This is a genomic window from Bacillus sp. RHFS10, from assembly GCF_016757475.1.
GTDB classification, from domain to species: Bacteria; Bacillota; Bacilli; order Bacillales; family Bacillaceae; genus Bacillus; species Bacillus subtilis_G.
In genome coordinates this window covers 840,069-856,099 of record NZ_JAESPO010000001.1, presented here as the reverse complement: position 1 = coordinate 856,099, position 16,031 = coordinate 840,069, and the positions used below count along the sequence as shown (strand labels likewise).

Annotated in this window: 18 protein-coding genes and 2 pseudogenes; 9 read left to right on the top strand and 11 right to left on the bottom strand. The window is 38.3% G+C overall.

The features are described from left to right. Positions 1-184: 184 nt before the first annotated feature. The gene (gene hpaB / locus JMN17_RS04615) at positions 185-1,636 is read left to right on the top strand and encodes a 4-hydroxyphenylacetate 3-monooxygenase, oxygenase component (protein WP_087991888.1); all 1,452 of its coding nucleotides are present in this window, start codon (positions 185-187) and stop codon (positions 1,634-1,636) included. Positions 1,637-1,694: 58 nt separating this feature from the next. On the opposite strand, the gene exlX is transcribed toward hpaB, so the two are convergent. Both exlX and JMN17_RS04605 read right to left on the bottom strand, forming a co-directional pair. Continuing rightward, positions 1,695-2,393: an expansin ExlX gene (exlX, locus tag JMN17_RS04610; protein WP_087991887.1), complete on the bottom strand. Its 699-nt coding sequence runs from the start codon at positions 2,391-2,393 to the stop codon at positions 1,695-1,697. A 270-nt stretch (positions 2,394-2,663) separates the two neighbouring features. Further along, positions 2,664-3,341: a YoaK family protein gene (locus JMN17_RS04605; protein ID WP_087991886.1), complete on the bottom strand. Its 678-nt coding sequence runs from the start codon at positions 3,339-3,341 to the stop codon at positions 2,664-2,666. Between the two features lie 171 nt (positions 3,342-3,512). Between JMN17_RS04605 and JMN17_RS04600 the strand changes: the two genes are divergently transcribed. Then, the gene (locus JMN17_RS04600) at positions 3,513-4,550 is read left to right on the top strand and encodes a polysaccharide lyase family 1 protein (RefSeq protein WP_087991916.1); all 1,038 of its coding nucleotides are present in this window, start codon (positions 3,513-3,515) and stop codon (positions 4,548-4,550) included. 245 nt (positions 4,551-4,795) lie between these two features. Here JMN17_RS04600 and JMN17_RS04595 read toward each other — a convergent pair whose 3' ends face one another. The 4 genes from JMN17_RS04595 to JMN17_RS04585 all read right to left on the bottom strand — a co-directional run bounded on the left by JMN17_RS04595 (position 4,796) and on the right by JMN17_RS04585 (position 8,503). Further along, positions 4,796-5,569 (bottom strand): acetoin reductase, encoded by a 774-nt coding sequence (locus JMN17_RS04595; RefSeq protein ID WP_087991885.1) that lies wholly within the window; start codon positions 5,567-5,569, stop codon positions 4,796-4,798. Between the two features lie 553 nt (positions 5,570-6,122). Then, positions 6,123-6,842: an NPP1 family protein gene (locus JMN17_RS04590; protein WP_202327535.1), complete on the bottom strand. Its 720-nt coding sequence runs from the start codon at positions 6,840-6,842 to the stop codon at positions 6,123-6,125. A gap of 721 nt (positions 6,843-7,563) precedes the next feature. After that, positions 7,564-7,836 (bottom strand): hypothetical protein, encoded by a 273-nt coding sequence (locus tag JMN17_RS21990; RefSeq protein ID WP_313886378.1) that lies wholly within the window; start codon positions 7,834-7,836, stop codon positions 7,564-7,566. 193 nt (positions 7,837-8,029) lie between these two features. Beyond that, a complete protein-coding gene (locus JMN17_RS04585) occupies positions 8,030-8,503 on the bottom strand; it encodes a DUF4944 domain-containing protein (protein ID WP_202327533.1) in 474 nt (157 codons plus the stop codon). Positions 8,504-8,745: 242 nt separating this feature from the next. Here JMN17_RS04585 and JMN17_RS04580 point away from each other — a divergent pair. From JMN17_RS04580 to JMN17_RS04570, 3 genes and pseudogenes are all read left to right on the top strand, one after another. After that, a pseudogene (locus tag JMN17_RS04580) lies at positions 8,746-8,886 on the top strand (aspartate phosphatase); the annotation flags it as partial. After that, entirely contained in the window at positions 8,883-9,005 is a 123-nt protein-coding gene (locus JMN17_RS04575) for a PhrK family phosphatase-inhibitory pheromone (protein ID WP_202327531.1), read from the top strand. The pseudogene JMN17_RS04580 and the gene JMN17_RS04575, both read left to right, overlap by 4 nt. Positions 9,006-9,253: 248 nt before the next feature. After that, positions 9,254-9,616, top strand: a complete 363-nt coding sequence (locus JMN17_RS04570; protein WP_087993938.1) for a hypothetical protein — start codon at positions 9,254-9,256, stop codon at positions 9,614-9,616. A 106-nt stretch (positions 9,617-9,722) separates the two neighbouring features. Here the strand turns inward: JMN17_RS04570 and JMN17_RS22085 are convergent. The 3 genes and pseudogenes from JMN17_RS22085 to JMN17_RS04555 form a co-directional block, all read right to left on the bottom strand. Next, a pseudogene (locus tag JMN17_RS22085) lies at positions 9,723-9,918 on the bottom strand (hypothetical protein); the annotation flags it as partial. Between the two features lie 158 nt (positions 9,919-10,076). Further along, the gene (locus JMN17_RS04560) at positions 10,077-10,571 is read right to left on the bottom strand and encodes a hypothetical protein (protein WP_202327529.1); all 495 of its coding nucleotides are present in this window, start codon (positions 10,569-10,571) and stop codon (positions 10,077-10,079) included. A gap of 39 nt (positions 10,572-10,610) precedes the next feature. Continuing rightward, complete coding sequence (locus JMN17_RS04555; RefSeq protein ID WP_202327527.1) at positions 10,611-11,525, bottom strand: VanW family protein; 915 nt, start codon at positions 11,523-11,525, stop codon at positions 10,611-10,613. A gap of 299 nt (positions 11,526-11,824) precedes the next feature. Here JMN17_RS04555 and JMN17_RS04550 point away from each other — a divergent pair, with 299 nt between their 5' ends. The 3 genes from JMN17_RS04550 to JMN17_RS04540 all read left to right on the top strand — a co-directional run bounded on the left by JMN17_RS04550 (position 11,825) and on the right by JMN17_RS04540 (position 13,429). Then, positions 11,825-12,307 carry a DUF2975 domain-containing protein gene (locus tag JMN17_RS04550; RefSeq protein ID WP_087993941.1) on the top strand — a complete coding sequence of 161 codons (483 nt, stop codon included), beginning with the start codon at positions 11,825-11,827 and terminating at the stop codon, positions 12,305-12,307. A 10-nt stretch (positions 12,308-12,317) separates the two neighbouring features. Then, a complete protein-coding gene (locus JMN17_RS04545; protein ID WP_003220412.1) occupies positions 12,318-12,542 on the top strand; it encodes a helix-turn-helix domain-containing protein in 225 nt (74 codons plus the stop codon). Positions 12,543-12,631: 89 nt separating this feature from the next. After that, complete coding sequence (locus JMN17_RS04540; protein ID WP_087993942.1) at positions 12,632-13,429, top strand: DUF817 domain-containing protein; 798 nt, start codon at positions 12,632-12,634, stop codon at positions 13,427-13,429. A 255-nt stretch (positions 13,430-13,684) separates the two neighbouring features. On the opposite strand, the gene JMN17_RS04535 is transcribed toward JMN17_RS04540, so the two are convergent. After that, positions 13,685-14,557, bottom strand: coding sequence for a LysR family transcriptional regulator (locus JMN17_RS04535; RefSeq protein ID WP_087993945.1), 873 nt, complete (start codon positions 14,555-14,557; stop codon positions 13,685-13,687). Positions 14,558-14,657: 100 nt separating this feature from the next. Between JMN17_RS04535 and JMN17_RS04530 the strand changes: the two genes are divergently transcribed. Next, the gene (locus tag JMN17_RS04530; protein WP_087993943.1) at positions 14,658-15,536 is read left to right on the top strand and encodes a DMT family transporter; all 879 of its coding nucleotides are present in this window, start codon (positions 14,658-14,660) and stop codon (positions 15,534-15,536) included. Between the two features lie 300 nt (positions 15,537-15,836). Here the strand turns inward: JMN17_RS04530 and JMN17_RS04525 are convergent, their stop codons facing one another. Then, positions 15,837-16,001 carry a hypothetical protein gene (locus tag JMN17_RS04525; protein WP_087993944.1) on the bottom strand — a complete coding sequence of 55 codons (165 nt, stop codon included), beginning with the start codon at positions 15,999-16,001 and terminating at the stop codon, positions 15,837-15,839. Positions 16,002-16,031: the final 30 nt, after the last annotated feature.

Below are 16,031 nucleotides of genomic sequence, written 5' to 3'. Positions count from 1 at the left end.
ACATGGCAGAAAAACCGCGCGAGACATCTGCTGCCTTGTCTACTTAGGTATTTCAAATTGTTCTTTTTCACTGCTTTTATTAAGGCATACTAAAAAAGGCTTTTCCGATTTCAAATAGACTGAACAGGCTGTTCTTTCGAAAATATAATGACAATACACAGCTATTTGAAGGAGGAAACGTCAAATGGGGATCATCAATGGAAAAGAATTCATTGACCGATTGAATAAACTAGAAAACGAAGTATGGTATGATGGCGAAAAAATAGCGGGGCATATTTCCGATCATCCTGCATTTAAAGGGATCATCAGAACGAAAAGCTCGCTTTATGATTTGCAAACGAAGGATGAGGTCATGAATGAAATGACTTATTGCCTTCCTGGAGAACATGATCCTATCGGTCTCTCTTACCTTCAGCCTAAAACCAAGAGTGATTTGAGAAAAAGAAGGAACATGATTGAACATTGGGCCAGACATACTCACGGGATGATGGGGAGAAGTCCTGATTACATGAATACAGTTATGATGAGCTTTGCATCTTCAGCAGAGCTTTTAAGAGGTAAAGAGAATTGCTTTCCGGAACATATACTAGACGTGTATAAGCAAGCTGCTAAGCATGATCTTTCCTTTACCCATACTTTCATTACGCCCCAAGTGAACCGGTCACAGTCTTATTTAGAGATCAGCGAAAAACCGATATCTGCTAAAGTTATCGATAGAACTGAAAAAGGCTTAATTATACAAGGCGCACGTCTTCTTGCAACCCAAGGCGGGTTAACAGATGAAATTCTGGTTTTTTCGGCACCTAAATTTTTCTTTGAAACAGATGAAGCTTATGCTTTTTCGATACCCTCTAATACAAAAGGCCTCAAATTCATCACACGAGAATCATTTGTAGTAAGCGAATCTGCCTTTAATCATCCCTTAAGCTCAAGATATGAAGAAATGGATTCAATCGTTGTTTTTGATCACGTGTTAGTGCCATGGGATCGTGTGTTTTTTTATGATAATGTGGAAGCAGCTAAAGATTTTATGACAAAAAGCTCCTTTCATGCCTTTACCTTTCACCAGGTCGCCATTAGGCAAATGATCAAAATTGAATTTCTATTAGGAGTCGGGCAGATGCTGATCGAGACGATTAATGTTTCTGAATATCAGCATATACAAGAAAAACTCTCTGAAATCATTGTGGGATTGGAAACCATTAAAGCACTCATTGACAAATCAGAAAATGACGCTCAGTTAGATGAGTGCGGGTATATGCGTCCCAGTTTGATCCCGCTTCAAGTCGTCAGTACGGTCATTTCTACTCTATATCCCCGATTAACGGAAATCATTCAATTAATTGGGGCTAGCGGAATGGTGACGCTGCCGACAGAAAATGCGTTTAACTCAGAGATACGGGAAGATCTTGACCAATACCTCCAAGCAAACAATGCAAATGCTGAAGAGCGTGTGAGAATTTTCCGTTTGGCGTGGGATTTAACCATGAGTTCATTCGGAACAAGGCAAACTCACTACGAAAGATACTTTTTCGGAGATCCGATTCGGATTTCAAGCAGACTGTATACCAGTTATCCAATGCAGCAGCAAGTAAACATGATTAAAAAATTTTTATATGCAGATGCTGAGGATTGATAACTATTTATATTAAAAATGAAAAAACAGCGGGAAAAGGTCCGCTGTTTCGTATTTTTCATTCAGGAAACTGTACATGGCCCGGTACTGTATATGCATTGGACGTTCCGCTTTCAGGCAGCTTCGGAATGGTGTCTTTCACAACCTTTCCGCGGATGTCCGTCATTCTGACTTTGAGAGAGCCTGTCCCTACATTGGTACTGACAAAATGGTTATAGTCCATTTTTTCCATGTTGACCCACTTTCCATCTTTAGCATATTCCATTTTCATAACAGGATACTTGTGATTTCTGACTTGGATTGCAGCCCACCACCTGCTGCTTCCTTCTTTGATCCTGTACGTGAAATTCCCTGTGATTGGGGCTTTGACAACACGCCATTTGATATTGATTTTTCCATCTTTCATATTGCCGATTTTACGGAAAGCATTAGGTGACAGATCAAGAGCTCCCTGAGCGCCTTCAGGATACAGATCGGTAACGTAGACCATTGTTTTTCCTTTTGGCCCCTCGACTTCCAAATAAGAGCCTGCGAGTGCCGCTTTCACTCCCCCGTAATTGAGATCTGCCGGATTGATTGCAGCAATCTCCATATCGGAAGGAATGGGATCCAGCAGGAAAGCTCCTCCTGAATAACCCGACCCTGTATACGTTGCATAGCCTTCATGCAGGTCGTCATATGCCGCCGAAGCTTGCGGGGAAAAACAAAGGATCATCAACAAAACCACGCTAACAAATGCACTGATTTTCTTTTTCATACATGACCTCCTCAATCCAGACTTTAAATGAGAATCATTATCATTATAAGACTCAATTCATCTGGTTTGAAAGAGGAAATAGATTCATAGATGGTTTTCATACATAATCACTATCATTCCTATATCAAAGGAAGCGTTTTATGAAAAAACCAATACGAATGAATGAGTATGCACATCAGCCGAATTTCTTATTTTATTTACTGAGCAAAATTCGCATAGCAAAAAAGGACATGAAACGCGTTTTTGGCCCGATAACAGTATGAGGAAAAGTTATTTTTCCCCGCTCAGTTTCAACTTAGCTGTCATCATGATGCCAAATATCAGCACGATCGGAACCCAAATAATGATGTCATAAAAATCAGGCTCAGCGAAAGCCACAATAATAGCCCCCACACAATATAAGATAATAGCCAGCGCTCTTAACACAGCATCTCTTAAAAATGTCTTCTTCTGCTTCTTAAAAAACAAACGGCCGGACAAATCCTCTAAAAGAGAAGCCAGTGTTCCCGTCAACACAGTTGAAGAAATACCTGCGATCCCCAGCTTTTTAGCTGCTATTGTTTGAATCCCCATCGATATGCTCATGAGAATAATAAGGATGTATACAGGAACAAAAGCCGAATAAAAAGAAAGACAAGCAAAGACAAACAAAATGAATGCTTCAAGCGCAAGCGCTTTTGTCACCGCAGTAGGCCACAGGGTATTTTCTGCCTTTCCGACCATCAGTGTTGAAATAATCACGCCACATATAAATCCGATTAGCGCGGTCAAAGAATTAAAAACTGTGACCTCAAGGGATTTGCCGATCGCTAACCCCAACAATACAATATTTCCAGTCATATTCGCTGTAAACACATGCCCCAGACTTAAATATCCGATTACATCCACGATTCCAGCTGTTAAACATAAAAGTGAAAGCAAGGTGTTTCGATAAGCTGCTGCAGTCAACGATGTATCAATCCCTTCTTCTATTTCAATTAATAGTATGTCTTTTAACGAAATCTGTTTATTTTGAAATAACCCGGCTTTAATTAGGAAGATAGAACCTATTATTCCATTCCATTAACTGTAATAATAATCTCCGCAAGGAAATTTATTAATTGAAAGGGGCAAATTATGCTGAAACGATTTTGTTTATGGTTCGCCGTGTTTAGTTTGTTTTTGGTTCTCTTGCCTGGAAAAGCGTTTGGAGCTGTCGATTTTCCAAACACCTCAACGAATGGCCTTTTAGGATTTGCCGGAAATGCTAAAAATGAAAAAGGCATTTCTAAAGCGAGCACAACGGGCGGAAAAAACGGCCAGATTGTTTACATTCAAAACGTTAATGATTTAAAAAACCATCTAGGAGGATCAACTCCGAAAATTTTAGTTCTTCAGAATGATCTTTCCGCATCTTCGAAAACAACAGTCACCATTGGCTCAAATAAAACACTCGTAGGCTCTTACGCGAAAAAAACGCTGAAAAATATTTATTTAACAACTTCATCTGCTTCTGGAAACGTCATTTTTCAAAATCTGACGTTTGAACACAGTCCGCAGATTAACGGAAATAATGATATCCAGCTTTATTTAGATTCCGGCATCAACTATTGGATTGACCACGTCACATTTTCGGGCCACAGCTATAGCGCAAGCGGAAGTGATTTGGACAAGCTCCTGTATATCGGAAAATCAGCAGATTATATCACAATCAGCAACTCAAAATTCGCGAATCATAAATACGGTTTGATTTTGGGATACCCTGACGATTCACAGCATCAATATGACGGCTATCCCCACATGACAATCGCCAATAATTATTTTGAGAATTTGTATGTAAGAGGCCCGGGCCTCATGAGATACGGATACTTTCATGTTAAAAACAATTACAGCAACAACTTTAACCAAGCGATTACCATTGCCACAAAAGCAAAAATATATTCCGAATATAACTACTTTGGGAAAGGCAGTGAAAAAGGCGGAATCCTCGATGACAAGGGCACTGGCTATTTCAAGGATACAGGCAGCTACCCGTCTTTAAACAAGCAAACCTCTCCGCTTACTTCCTGGAATCCCGGATCTAACTATAGCTACCGTGTCCAAACGCCGCAGTATACAAAAGAATTTGTCACGAAATATGCCGGATCACAGAGCACAACACTGGTATTTGGCTACTGACACAAAAGAGGCCTGCGAAAAAAACGCCGAGCCTCTTTTTTACTTATAGGCCGATCTTGTTGCACTTCAATCAAGCCCAGAGCCGGTCAAACCATTCTTATCAAAAAGTGTATTGTCTTTTTCACAATCACTTCTCAATCAATTTTCTTATTATACCAGTTTATCGCAAGTAAAAAGAATAAATCGAATCGGATCATACTAAGTTTCAAAATCGGTTTTCTATTTACATATCATTTAGTTTTTTATCATCTATAAACTAGACCGCCATCAGTTAATATGGCTTGACCGGTAATGTAATCAGAGGCATCTGAAGCTAAGAATGACACTAGATTAGCAACATCCTCGGGGGTTTGATATCTTTTCAGGGCTATTTCCGAAGAAAATTTTTCAAAAGCTTCCCCTGGCTGCAGGTCATCACTGTGTTTTACCATTTCTTCATCAATTCTGTCCCACATTTTTGTTTTTGCGACTCCGGGGCAATAAGCATTCACCGTTATTTTATACTTTGCCAGCTCTTTAGCAGCTGTATGTGTAAAAGACTTCACCGCATGCTTCGTCGCTGAATATGTGCCCAGCATTTCAAATGACTCGTGACCAGCTATACTGCATGCGTTAATGATTTTCCCCTTTGTTTTTTGTTTCATGAACTGATCAGCGGCTGCTTGAGTGCCAAAGACAACTCCATTCACGTTAACCTGAAACAATCTATTCAGTTGTTCTTCTGTGATTTCCAAAAATGGAGAAACAGCTTCAATACCCGCATTGTTTACAAAAACATCTAAGCGGCCAAACTGATCTGCTGCTTCTTTAACCAAATTGAATTGGTCTTCACGCTTCGATACATCCCCTCTAACCCCAATCACATGAAAGTGTTTCTCTTTGAAATCTGAAACCGTTTCATTCAGCAGTGCTCCATTGATATCATGCAGCACTACACGAAAACCATCTTTACATAGTCTTTCTGCGATGCCTCTCCCTAATCCGCCTGCTGAACCTGTAACTATCGCTGTCTTGGACATAAACATTCCCCTTTCGCAATAAGTTAACATGACTATATCTTTATTTTAACAAATCAATAACTCTCCGCATCATTTAAAAGGCTGATACAAAAAAACAGTTTCTATATGTAGAAATTGCTGTTATAATTTCTAACCCACATTGCTTTCTGATTTGGTTCCGGTTGTCCATACCAGAGACGCTTTCTTATTTGCTTGTTCATTGTATTCTTGAGACTCCAACTCATTACAAAAAGGCCAAGTTTTAAACCGCCCTTTACATTCAATCTTTTATTAGAATTCGTACAACTCATCAACTGATAACCGTATAAATCTTTAACTTTCCCATCCCCACAATCCTGACCTTTCGTTAACTCTAAAACATTTTTGTACGGCAGCACATTTGCTTGATCCTTCACGTGAAAAGTTATTTCACTAAGATTTCCTCAAACATTTCAACATACCAAAATTTTCACCAATATAAGATTTACAATAAGTCTTTATAATCTATTCCTGCATCTTGTTATGAAAATGCCGTATTTATCTACTGACTAATCCAGCATGATACATTATGAATTTATCTAAACCATGCCTTTTCTAAATGATTCATGAAATTAGGATCATTAAAAGGGACATTCGCTTTACCGAAATCCGTTGTATTCAAAGCATTCCTCGCTGCCGGTGTTAAGTTTTCCCACCCAATTAATGGCTGAGTGTCCCCTACTTGATCACTAATATGCAATTCATGGTTTAAGGGCCATGTGCTGTCGTATGCAATTAACGGATGTGTATCCTCCATATTTCTTTCATTTGGCTGAACATTCGTGAATTTTCCGTGCCAGGAGTATGCGATAGATAAAACTTTTGGATTTTGATTAGACGGATTGTCAACCCAAACTACAATTCCTTCCCAGTCATGTCTATGCCCCAACCTTGGAGAAGCCTCATCCTTTGGAAAATACCAAGAATACATGATTGCCCACACGCCATTGTACCAAGTTGAACGTGAATAAACTTGTCCGGTATGTTTGCTGCAATCTCCTTCAGGCGCTCCCGTCGGCTGTAACCCGCCACCTGTATTGCCTTGTGCATCATCTACTGCCGGAAAGGGTACACAGCCGCTATAAACCTTCAAATACGGCTGGAACTTTTTTTCGGCTTTTTGAGAAATAGTAGTTGGGGCAACTTCATCGAAACCTACTACTTTGTCATGATCAATGACAGCAGCATCAACTGTTGGAACTAAGCTGATAAAAACGAGAAATGACATCAAAACAGCAAACGCAATTTTTTTCATTTCACTTTCCTCCTTATCGCATTAGTTATGTAAAACCCAAACTGCCAAGTCATTATACAATGGTGAAATCCCCATTCAATCAAATTTACAGAATCGATACGATTATTCATCATTCTTTACCTTCAAAGCAGCCTGAAGAACAATTTTGGTTTTTATTTTCATGTATCCAGCCCAGTTTTCATCATTAGTAAACTCACCTAAAAATCATTCACTTGAGCTTCTTGAAGCACAGAATAATGTAGTGTAAGCTTCTATAATAGGATTTTGTGAAGGAGTTTCATCACTTAGTGCCAATGTATTTTTATTATAATGAAAATTTAGTACATAGATTAGTTAGTACATTTTATAGGATCAAAAAACACCCCTTCATATCATAGGTCAGAGGTGTTGAATAAAACTTATTTCGTTTTAACATTTCTCAGAAAAACACTTCTGTTCTCTGTGACAGTTGTCAGCATCGTGGCATTTTCATTAAGCCGTCGAACTAATGCTTCTTTAGCTTTTCCTTCATTTAAGTTAGTAGACCGAATAACAAAAGTTCCGACGTAACATTTACTGCTAGTTGATTGTGTTAAGTAAACTCCTTTATCATTTTTCAGATTTGTCAGAAAAATAACCGAACCACATTAAACTAATGACGCCGGCAGCACCTAAGATTGTCATTATAATATAAGCCCATGTGGGTAAATCCATACACTTCCCCTCCTAAAAATTAAATAAATCAATTAAGGTCTTCTTCTTTCTTTTTCTTGTCCAGTTTAATACTTATAAAAATGTTGATGATTGCAGCTGAGAGATATAAAAACCCTACTCCCAGAGTGCCTATTGTACTTACAATTATGATGTAACTTTTTGTCATCACTTGACTGTCAATCAAAATAAGAAGTGTAATTAATCCAGCTAAAACACCTGCAAACCAAGCATTGCCAACAGCATAAGAATCATCAAGAACTCCTATCCATTGGCCAAAGATTGAGATTCCAACAGCAGTCAAACTGGATAGAAAAAGTTAATGATTTCATTTTCCCCCTCCTTAAACAGCTATTCTCATTTTATGTATTTGAACAGCTATTGAATATATAAAAGATTGAATTGAACCACGTCTTTCGGTAAACAAGCCACTTCCAAAGTGATTCAAGGATTGGAACATTGAGAATTGCTGCTCGTCTTCATCAAGTCGGCTATCTTTAATACCATGATTTCTTATGTAATTTCATTTCTTCTGTTTGTTTTTTCTCCCCGGTCTTCCACTCCACTTTAACTACTAGATCATGTCCTATTACTTCCTCTTCAGGCATAAAATCAAAGGTAGCGATGTGGTCTTCCATACAAACTCCATCTGGCATTTCTTCACCTGTATACTCTGATAAATCATAATCTTCTCTGTCATCATATTTTTTACCATCTATGTATAAAGTGATTTTTTCAACAACAGTTCTTTTTTCGTCCTTCTTACTTCCCTGCCAGTACAAATTCAAAAAGCAATTAGGACCAATTGAAGTTTTATCTGATTTTTCAAGGTTAGAAACCCATATTCCGCTTTTTCCGCTGCCCTCATATTTTACTTTGTTTTCTGACATTATTACAAAGATTGATACGATGCAGATCACCAAAAATACAGTCATCAGCAATAGCCATTTTTTATTGTTCTTTTTTCTCATGTTTTTCCTCACTTCCCTCATTCTTTTAGTAGAAAATGCGATCAAAATGTTACAGATAATTAAAAAGAGCAAGTGAGCCAACAGAGGGTTGCTCTAAACTTTTTAAACTTCAATTAAAGGAAAGTTAAAACTTATAACATGCTTTAAATGCATGTTTTGTTTCATTAAGTCAATAACCTTCAAAATTATTACATTAATCCCTAAGATTATGATAATATCTTTATGAGATATTTTCGAATTTTGAGAGTGAAAGTGTTGATGAATTAGCTTACTTAGCCGCAAAAAGTTTTGAAACAATAGGTGCTTTTGAAGAGGCTGCAAGCTTTTTCAATGAAAAGATTTGGGCTGAACAGAAAATGAATCAGGTGGAGGGAATCTTATGAAAAAAATAGTGCTTTGCGTGTCTATTTTAACTGTGATTTTAAGTGGAGTAGCTTTAACGCAATTGAGTACAGATTCACCATCTAGCATCCAAGTTGCTGAAAGGCTGGTCGGAGGTTAAGGAGAAGAGCATTCTATATAGCCCGCCTCATGAGAGTGGGCTTATTATTTTTCCATTACTCCAACACCTTAAGGCACCCTTAAGTTCGCTAACAATAGCTTGTTGAATAATTTTTATACTTATTTTATCCTTATGATTCAATGATAAGTACCTATTAGTATATAATTAGATCAATGAATTCTTATCAGCAGAACCACAAAATAGTAAGGTAATACCATTAATTTCCAACAGATAAAAGAGGGACTAATTTGAGAGAAAAATTATATTCATGTTTAATTTGCGGATATAAAGGATTAAGTCAAAGTCCTTTGTATAAAGGCGAGTATCAAAAAACGTTTGACATTTGTCCATGTTGCGATTTTGAGTTTGGCTACAGTGAGGACCATGATGTAAGATTAGGCTTTATTGTCACTCCGGATCATTTAATTGAGGCTGCATTTCAATTGTATCGCAAACAATGGATTGAGTCCGGGATGAAAATTGCTCATCCTGAAGATATTCCAGAAGATTTAAAAAATGGTGGTTGTTTAAAATTTGAAGTTCTGTTGAAACAACTGAAAAACCTAAATCTTGACATAGAGAATTTTGAAATTAACGGCTTTCATGATTAACTGAGGTGCTTTTTTGGTTTTTCAAAGGTGTAACAGTCTTTATCTTTACAATGTCAAGCTAAAATGTGCAGGAAGTGATTCAACTGCTTGTTCATTTCAATACTTTTCTATTCGTATTCAATAAAGACTTTGTGATCGCCAACAAACATTTCACTTCCATCAGATAAGTGTATCCAAAAAGCCTCCTCTGCTTCTTCTCTATAGTCAAAAATTGCAGTAACTTTGATGTTTGACTCATCTTTGATTGGTTTTCCAACTGTTATTTTCGTTTTTTCCTCTGGCAAAGTAATGGATTTAATCATCAAAACCTTCCCATCTTATCAGTTTTACTCTCCCTCTTCCCTTTCCTTTCCTTTCTCCGCAGTATGCTTAATGCTGATTCATCTCATCTATATAAGAAAAGAAATATGAATATTCTATTTCAATGACTGACAAATTTTATAATAAGATGCTTTAACGCCTAATTAACGCCATCTTCAGTGAATTTAAAGGTCTGTTTTAAATTGCGTCCTTCTTGCCCTTTTTGCGTCCAGATTATAACAATTTCTAATTCAGAGGCTTTATCTGCCAGCATAAAATGCTTGAACCTCAACGGCGATCCATCGTTTAAACTTTCAGCTAACGTTTTAGCATCATCTATTTGTTTTACACAATTTTCATCGGGGCATCCAAAAAGTGAAAACCTTGTGATTGAATCAGGATCATTTCTATACAATTGCACATCCACCGTAGCTGCTTCTTTCCCAATATTGTTGACTTCCAAGGAATAAACATTATATTTCCCTTTCTTAGGTGCCGCAAATTCCTTTGCATTTTTTGCTTCACTTACTTCTACTGACCACTGTTCCGTTTTTTGTGTAATCGGCAACACCGTAAAAGTAAGAGCGTGCGCATTTGATTGAACAAAAGTAAACGCAAATAATATTACATATAAGAAAAATAATACCTTCTTCACTTCATTTATCCCTCCATTCGCTTGTCCAATAATAGTATCCTATTGCCGCTCGGCATTTATTTCTTTCGGTATTTGAGATGGCGCTTTAGGGACTTTTCTCAGTTTGTTATTGATCATATCAGAAGAGTACAACGTAACAATCATACTCCCTCCATACCGTTTTGCCCGAATTAATATTGGCTGGTTATATTGGTTTTTAAAGAGAAAGTCTGGACCTCCCCAGCTTACTGTCGCATCACGTCCGGACGGAACATATGGTACGCTTCTTGAATGAGAATAGCGCTGAACGATTCGCATCCCCGCACGATCGACTGCATTAAATAGTGTTGAAGATACCTGGCAAATTCCTCCGCCTACACCTTCAGACAACTCACCTTTAACGATAATGGGCGCACTCTTGTATCCTTTGTCTTGAGTTCTCATCCCAACAACTTGATTAAACGAAAACGTCTCATTAGGGAAAACAACATGATTGTTAATCGCTTTTGCAGAAAGAGAAATATTGTGTGAACGGCTTTTATTGTTCGAATTAAAATACGTTACGTACTGACCGAGCTGATGTGTACTGATGTGAGCAAGCAGCTCGCTGTCAACTTTCGGATATATGTTCAATTCCGGCACTTCTACCTTGGAGGGGCCATGGCCATAGAAATAGGCATAAAACTTTTCCTTAAACGCCTGTTGATAAAGTCTGTAACCAACCCTGCCCGGGACAATGCTTCCCTGTTCGTTAAGCACAGCATTAGCCGGCTCCCGGTAAATTTCCTGATCCAGCTGTTCGATCAATTTACGGTATTTTTCATGGTCAATCATTGGAGTACCAGGAAGAGGCATTGTAAAGTTTTCACGGGTAACAGTAGCTATCGTCCGCCCTTGCTGTGTGACCGTTAAGCTGTCAGGCGGCTCGCTCGGTTGAGCCAATAATAAAAGACCAGTGATCCAAATTTGTATCATAAGTCGTTTACCTCCCGACCATTAGTATGGGCATCAGCTTATTCTTTGATGTATTTCTTCCTATCGCTTGTTTGAATATTTAGATGTTGATTCGCTTATTTTTGAGTAATAGAAAAACCACATAAATGAGCTATAACTTTAATTGTTCTCTGGTTCAATTCGCTGCCAAGTTAAAAAAAGACTAAAATGATAAAGATGTAATAACAACAATAAAATAATCTATCTTAATATTTTTTTATTGTAAAACGATAAATATCGTGTTAAATTCAAAGTGACAACAAATCAGTGAGGTGCTTTTTATGAATCGAGTCTCAACACTCTTTTTAAAGATTGCCGTAATTCTTATCGGACTCCCGATTCTTGCTTTGTGCATTTTTGCGGTGCCGAAGATAGCCAATTATGCAGCGGAATTAGTTCCAAATATCGCTTATATCAAATATCTCGTTTTCATCTATTTGTATGTAACGGCGATTCCTTTTTACTTTGCTCTTTATCAAGCGTTCAAACTTTTAAGCTATATTGACAAGAACAAAGCTTTCTCAAACATTTCTGTAAGATCTTTAAAGAATATAAAATACTGTGCGGTCACAATCAGTATCTTGTATGCAGCAGGCATGCCGATCTTTTATCTGATGGCCGAGATAGACGACGCCCCGGGTATCATAGTCATCGGATTGGTCATTATTTTTGCTTCAATGGTGATTGCAGTCTTTGCTGCTGTTCTTCAAAAACTGTTAAAAGAAGCGATTGATATAAAATCAGAAAATGACTTAACGGTCTGAGGTGATGAACATGGCAATTATTATCAATATTGATGTGATGCTTGCTAAAAGGAAAATGAGCGTAACAGAGCTTTCGGAGAGAGTCGGCATCACGATGGCTAATCTTTCGATATTGAAAAACGGAAAAGCAAAGGCCATTCGATTATCAACTTTAGAAGCGATTTGTAAGGCTTTAGAATGCCAGCCCGGAGATATTTTGGAATACCGAAGTGATGAAGATACACAAGATTCATAAAGAGGACACGGTGACACTATGGACGTAACGCTATATCCATCTATGCGTGCCTTACATATAATCAGAAAAAAAGTTTGGAGGCACATATCATGAGAGCGTTAAAACAACTCTTTCATTTTGGCTGGGAACAGGCCCTTTCGTGTTTGTTTCCTGTCGTTATTTTTGCCTCTTTGGCTATCACACAAATCATCCCTCTTCCCTTCTTGCCGCGGTATGATTGGCTGCTCATCATTTGCGTTTTCATGCAGGGGCTGATGGTGCGTTCCGGGCTTGAAACACGAGATGAATTAAAAGTAATCACCTTGTTCCACCTTATTGGGCTTGTTCTTGAACTTTTCAAAGTCCATATGGGCTCCTGGTCTTATCCAGAAGAAGGATATTCCAAAATGTTCGGGGTGCCTTTGTATAGCGGCTTTATGTACGCAAGTGTGGCCAGTTATCTTTGCCAGGCGTGGAGAAGGCTTAAGGTTGAACTGGTGAAGTGGCCGCCGTTTTTTGCAGTTGTCCCGCTTGCCGCTGCGATTTATTTGAATTTTTTTACCCACCATTATTCAATTGACATACGCTGGTGGTTATCTGGACTTGTCATCATTGTCTTTTGGAAAACATGGGTCATATACGAGGTGAATGGAACTCATTACCGTATGCCGCTTGCACTTTCTTTTGTGCTCATTGGATTTTTTATATGGATAGCGGAAAATATCGCAACGTTTTTTGGGGCTTGGACATATCCAAACCAAACCGAGGCATGGAGTCTTGTTCACCTAGGAAAGGTGAGTTCATGGCTTTTGTTAGTGATTGTTAGCTTTCTTATCGTAGCGACGTTAAAACAAGTTAAGGAACAGAATCCCACAAAGACAGAGATTGATGAACCTTTTTTAGGTTGAAGTTCTCCTAGCGTATAAAGTACCAAATAAAATGAAAAAGCAACGTTCGAATTGTTGCTTTTTTCTTTTTTTAAACTCTACCGATGAGTATTCATTTTCCTCTAGGGTTAGATCATAGAATAATTGTGGAGAAATCGTCTTTGGCCATCCTTTAAGAACATCAATAAAGTCTTCGAACACTTTTTATAAAACGTCTTAAACTAAGAGTTTTTATGCTCCTCTTCTAGACTAGAATCACTTATTACGTCTGCGGATTCAGATGACGACTGTTTTCAATATCTTGATAAACTCATGCGCCGCCGGCGTTATTTCATCAAATGAGTGCGCGATGACGCCAATATCACGGGTAATCCGGGGAATGATGTCTTTTTTGATCAATTGATGCGGAACAGATGAAAGTGTAAAGTTTGAAATAATGCCTATGCCCAAGTTATTTTTGACCATATTGATCAAGGTTTCGGCATTTTGCACAGTCAAGTTTTCCTTTAATTCAATATGGTGCTGCTGAAACGTATTTGACATTGCAATTTCATGACCGCCTTTGCAAAAAATAAGGTCATCTTGATATGTGTTGAGGTCGACATGCTTTTCCTGTTTTAATTCATCATCTTGCGGAGGGATGACCGCCACCATATAGTCGTTACGTAATAGTTGATAGTCAAACGGGTCAAATGGAGATGCCGCGATCCCAATATCAACCGTCCGATCCTCGACCCACCCTTTGATTTGATCAGAGGTCCCCTCGACCAATTCTATGCGGATCAGCGGGTAGTTTGATCTGAATGCCGCAATCGCCTGCGGCATGATATTTGTTGAAACAGCAGGAAATGAACCGATTTTCACCTTCCCGCTTAACAGCTTGTTTTCCCTGTTGGCTACTTGATATATTTTGCTTTCAATCCCCTTCATTTGCCTCGCCAGCAGCAAAATTTCCTTTCCGACGTCAGTCAGCATTAAACCATGATGTTTATCCCTGATCAATAATTTGAGCTGGAGCGAGTTTTCGAGGTTTTTTATCGCTTTGCTTACCGCCGGCTGAGAGATGAACAATTCTTTTGCCGCTTCTGTAATGTTCAATTTCTCCCCGACTTTTATAAATATGTGAAGATGGTTCATATTCATAACTATTTGGTTATACCCCCAATAATAAAAATGTATTTCAGTTATATACAAATGTAACATATGATAGAAACCAGCACGATATTTAAACAAGAAAGGCGGCTTATTAATGGTAAAAGTCATGCTGGGAATCATATCTGTCACACTTATTTGGGGCTATACTTGGGTTGCGATGAAAGTAGGAATTCATGACATTCCCCCGCTTTTATTTTCAGCATTACGTCTGTTCATCGGGGCGGTTCCTTTATTTCTCATTCTCTTCATTCAAAGAAAAAAACTTTCAATTGGAAAACAATATGTCAAAAGCTATATCGTCATGAGCCTGCTGATGGGCCTGGGCTATATGGGGATCTTAACGTATGGAATGCAGTTTGTCGATTCAGGGAAAACCTCTGTTTTGGTGTATACGATGCCTATATTTGTTACGGTGATCAGCCATTTTACATTAAACGAGAAAATGAATGTATATAAAACGATCGGGCTGATAAGCGGCTTCTCCGGACTTTTATTCATTTTTGGAAAAGAAATGCTAAATGTCGATCAAAGTGCTTTATTTGGAGAACTGTGCGTCCTTGCGGCAGCGCTTAGCTGGGGAATTGCGAATGTGTTTAGCAAGCTTCAATTCAAGCATATCGATATCATTCATATGAATGCCTGGCATCTACTGATGGGAGCCGTCATGTTGTTGATGTTTTCCTTTATATTGGAGCCGGTCCATTCAGCCGAGTGGTCATATCAGGCGGTTTGGTCATTGCTGTTTAATGGTTTGCTTTCTACAGGCTTTACATTTGTCGTATGGTTTTGGGTGCTCAATCAAATCGAAGCGTCAAAAGCATCCATGGCATTAATGTTCGTCCCAGTTTTGGCTCTATTCTTTGGATGGTTGCAATTGCACGAACAGATCACCATGTACATCATCATCGGCGCACTGCTGATATGCTGCGGCATTTTTATGAACACATTTAAATTATCACGACAGAAAGTGTGATTTTTGTTGACCTCGTATGATAGGAGACGGCTGTTATGAGTGCGTCTTCTAGAATCCTGACTGCAGTCTATTAAACAATGAAAAAAGCTAATGTCTGCATGTGAGACATTAGCTTTAATGGCTGGCGTTTAGGTTGGTGAGCAAGCCACTTGCAGGCAGCTTTACTTGTAAAACCGGGTTGCTTTTTGTAATACAATTGCATAGTGCTTATACTTCGGCAGAATTCAAATAATAATTGCTTATGTATGAACAATTTTCCCACCTTGAATTTTTCCAGCTAGCGAAAAAGGATTTTTTTATCTAAAAAGCCTTAAATACTGAATTAAAGAAAAACATCAAGATAATGATGGCTAGTACAATAACAATCTCAAAAGTATGTGAACTGCTATCTTCCTTTTCTTGTTCAGTCTTCTCCCTCATTTGTTCCCTATATGTTCTTTGTATTTCATCCTTTTTCTTATCCATCTTACTCGACCCCCTTCAAAGTAAAGCCAA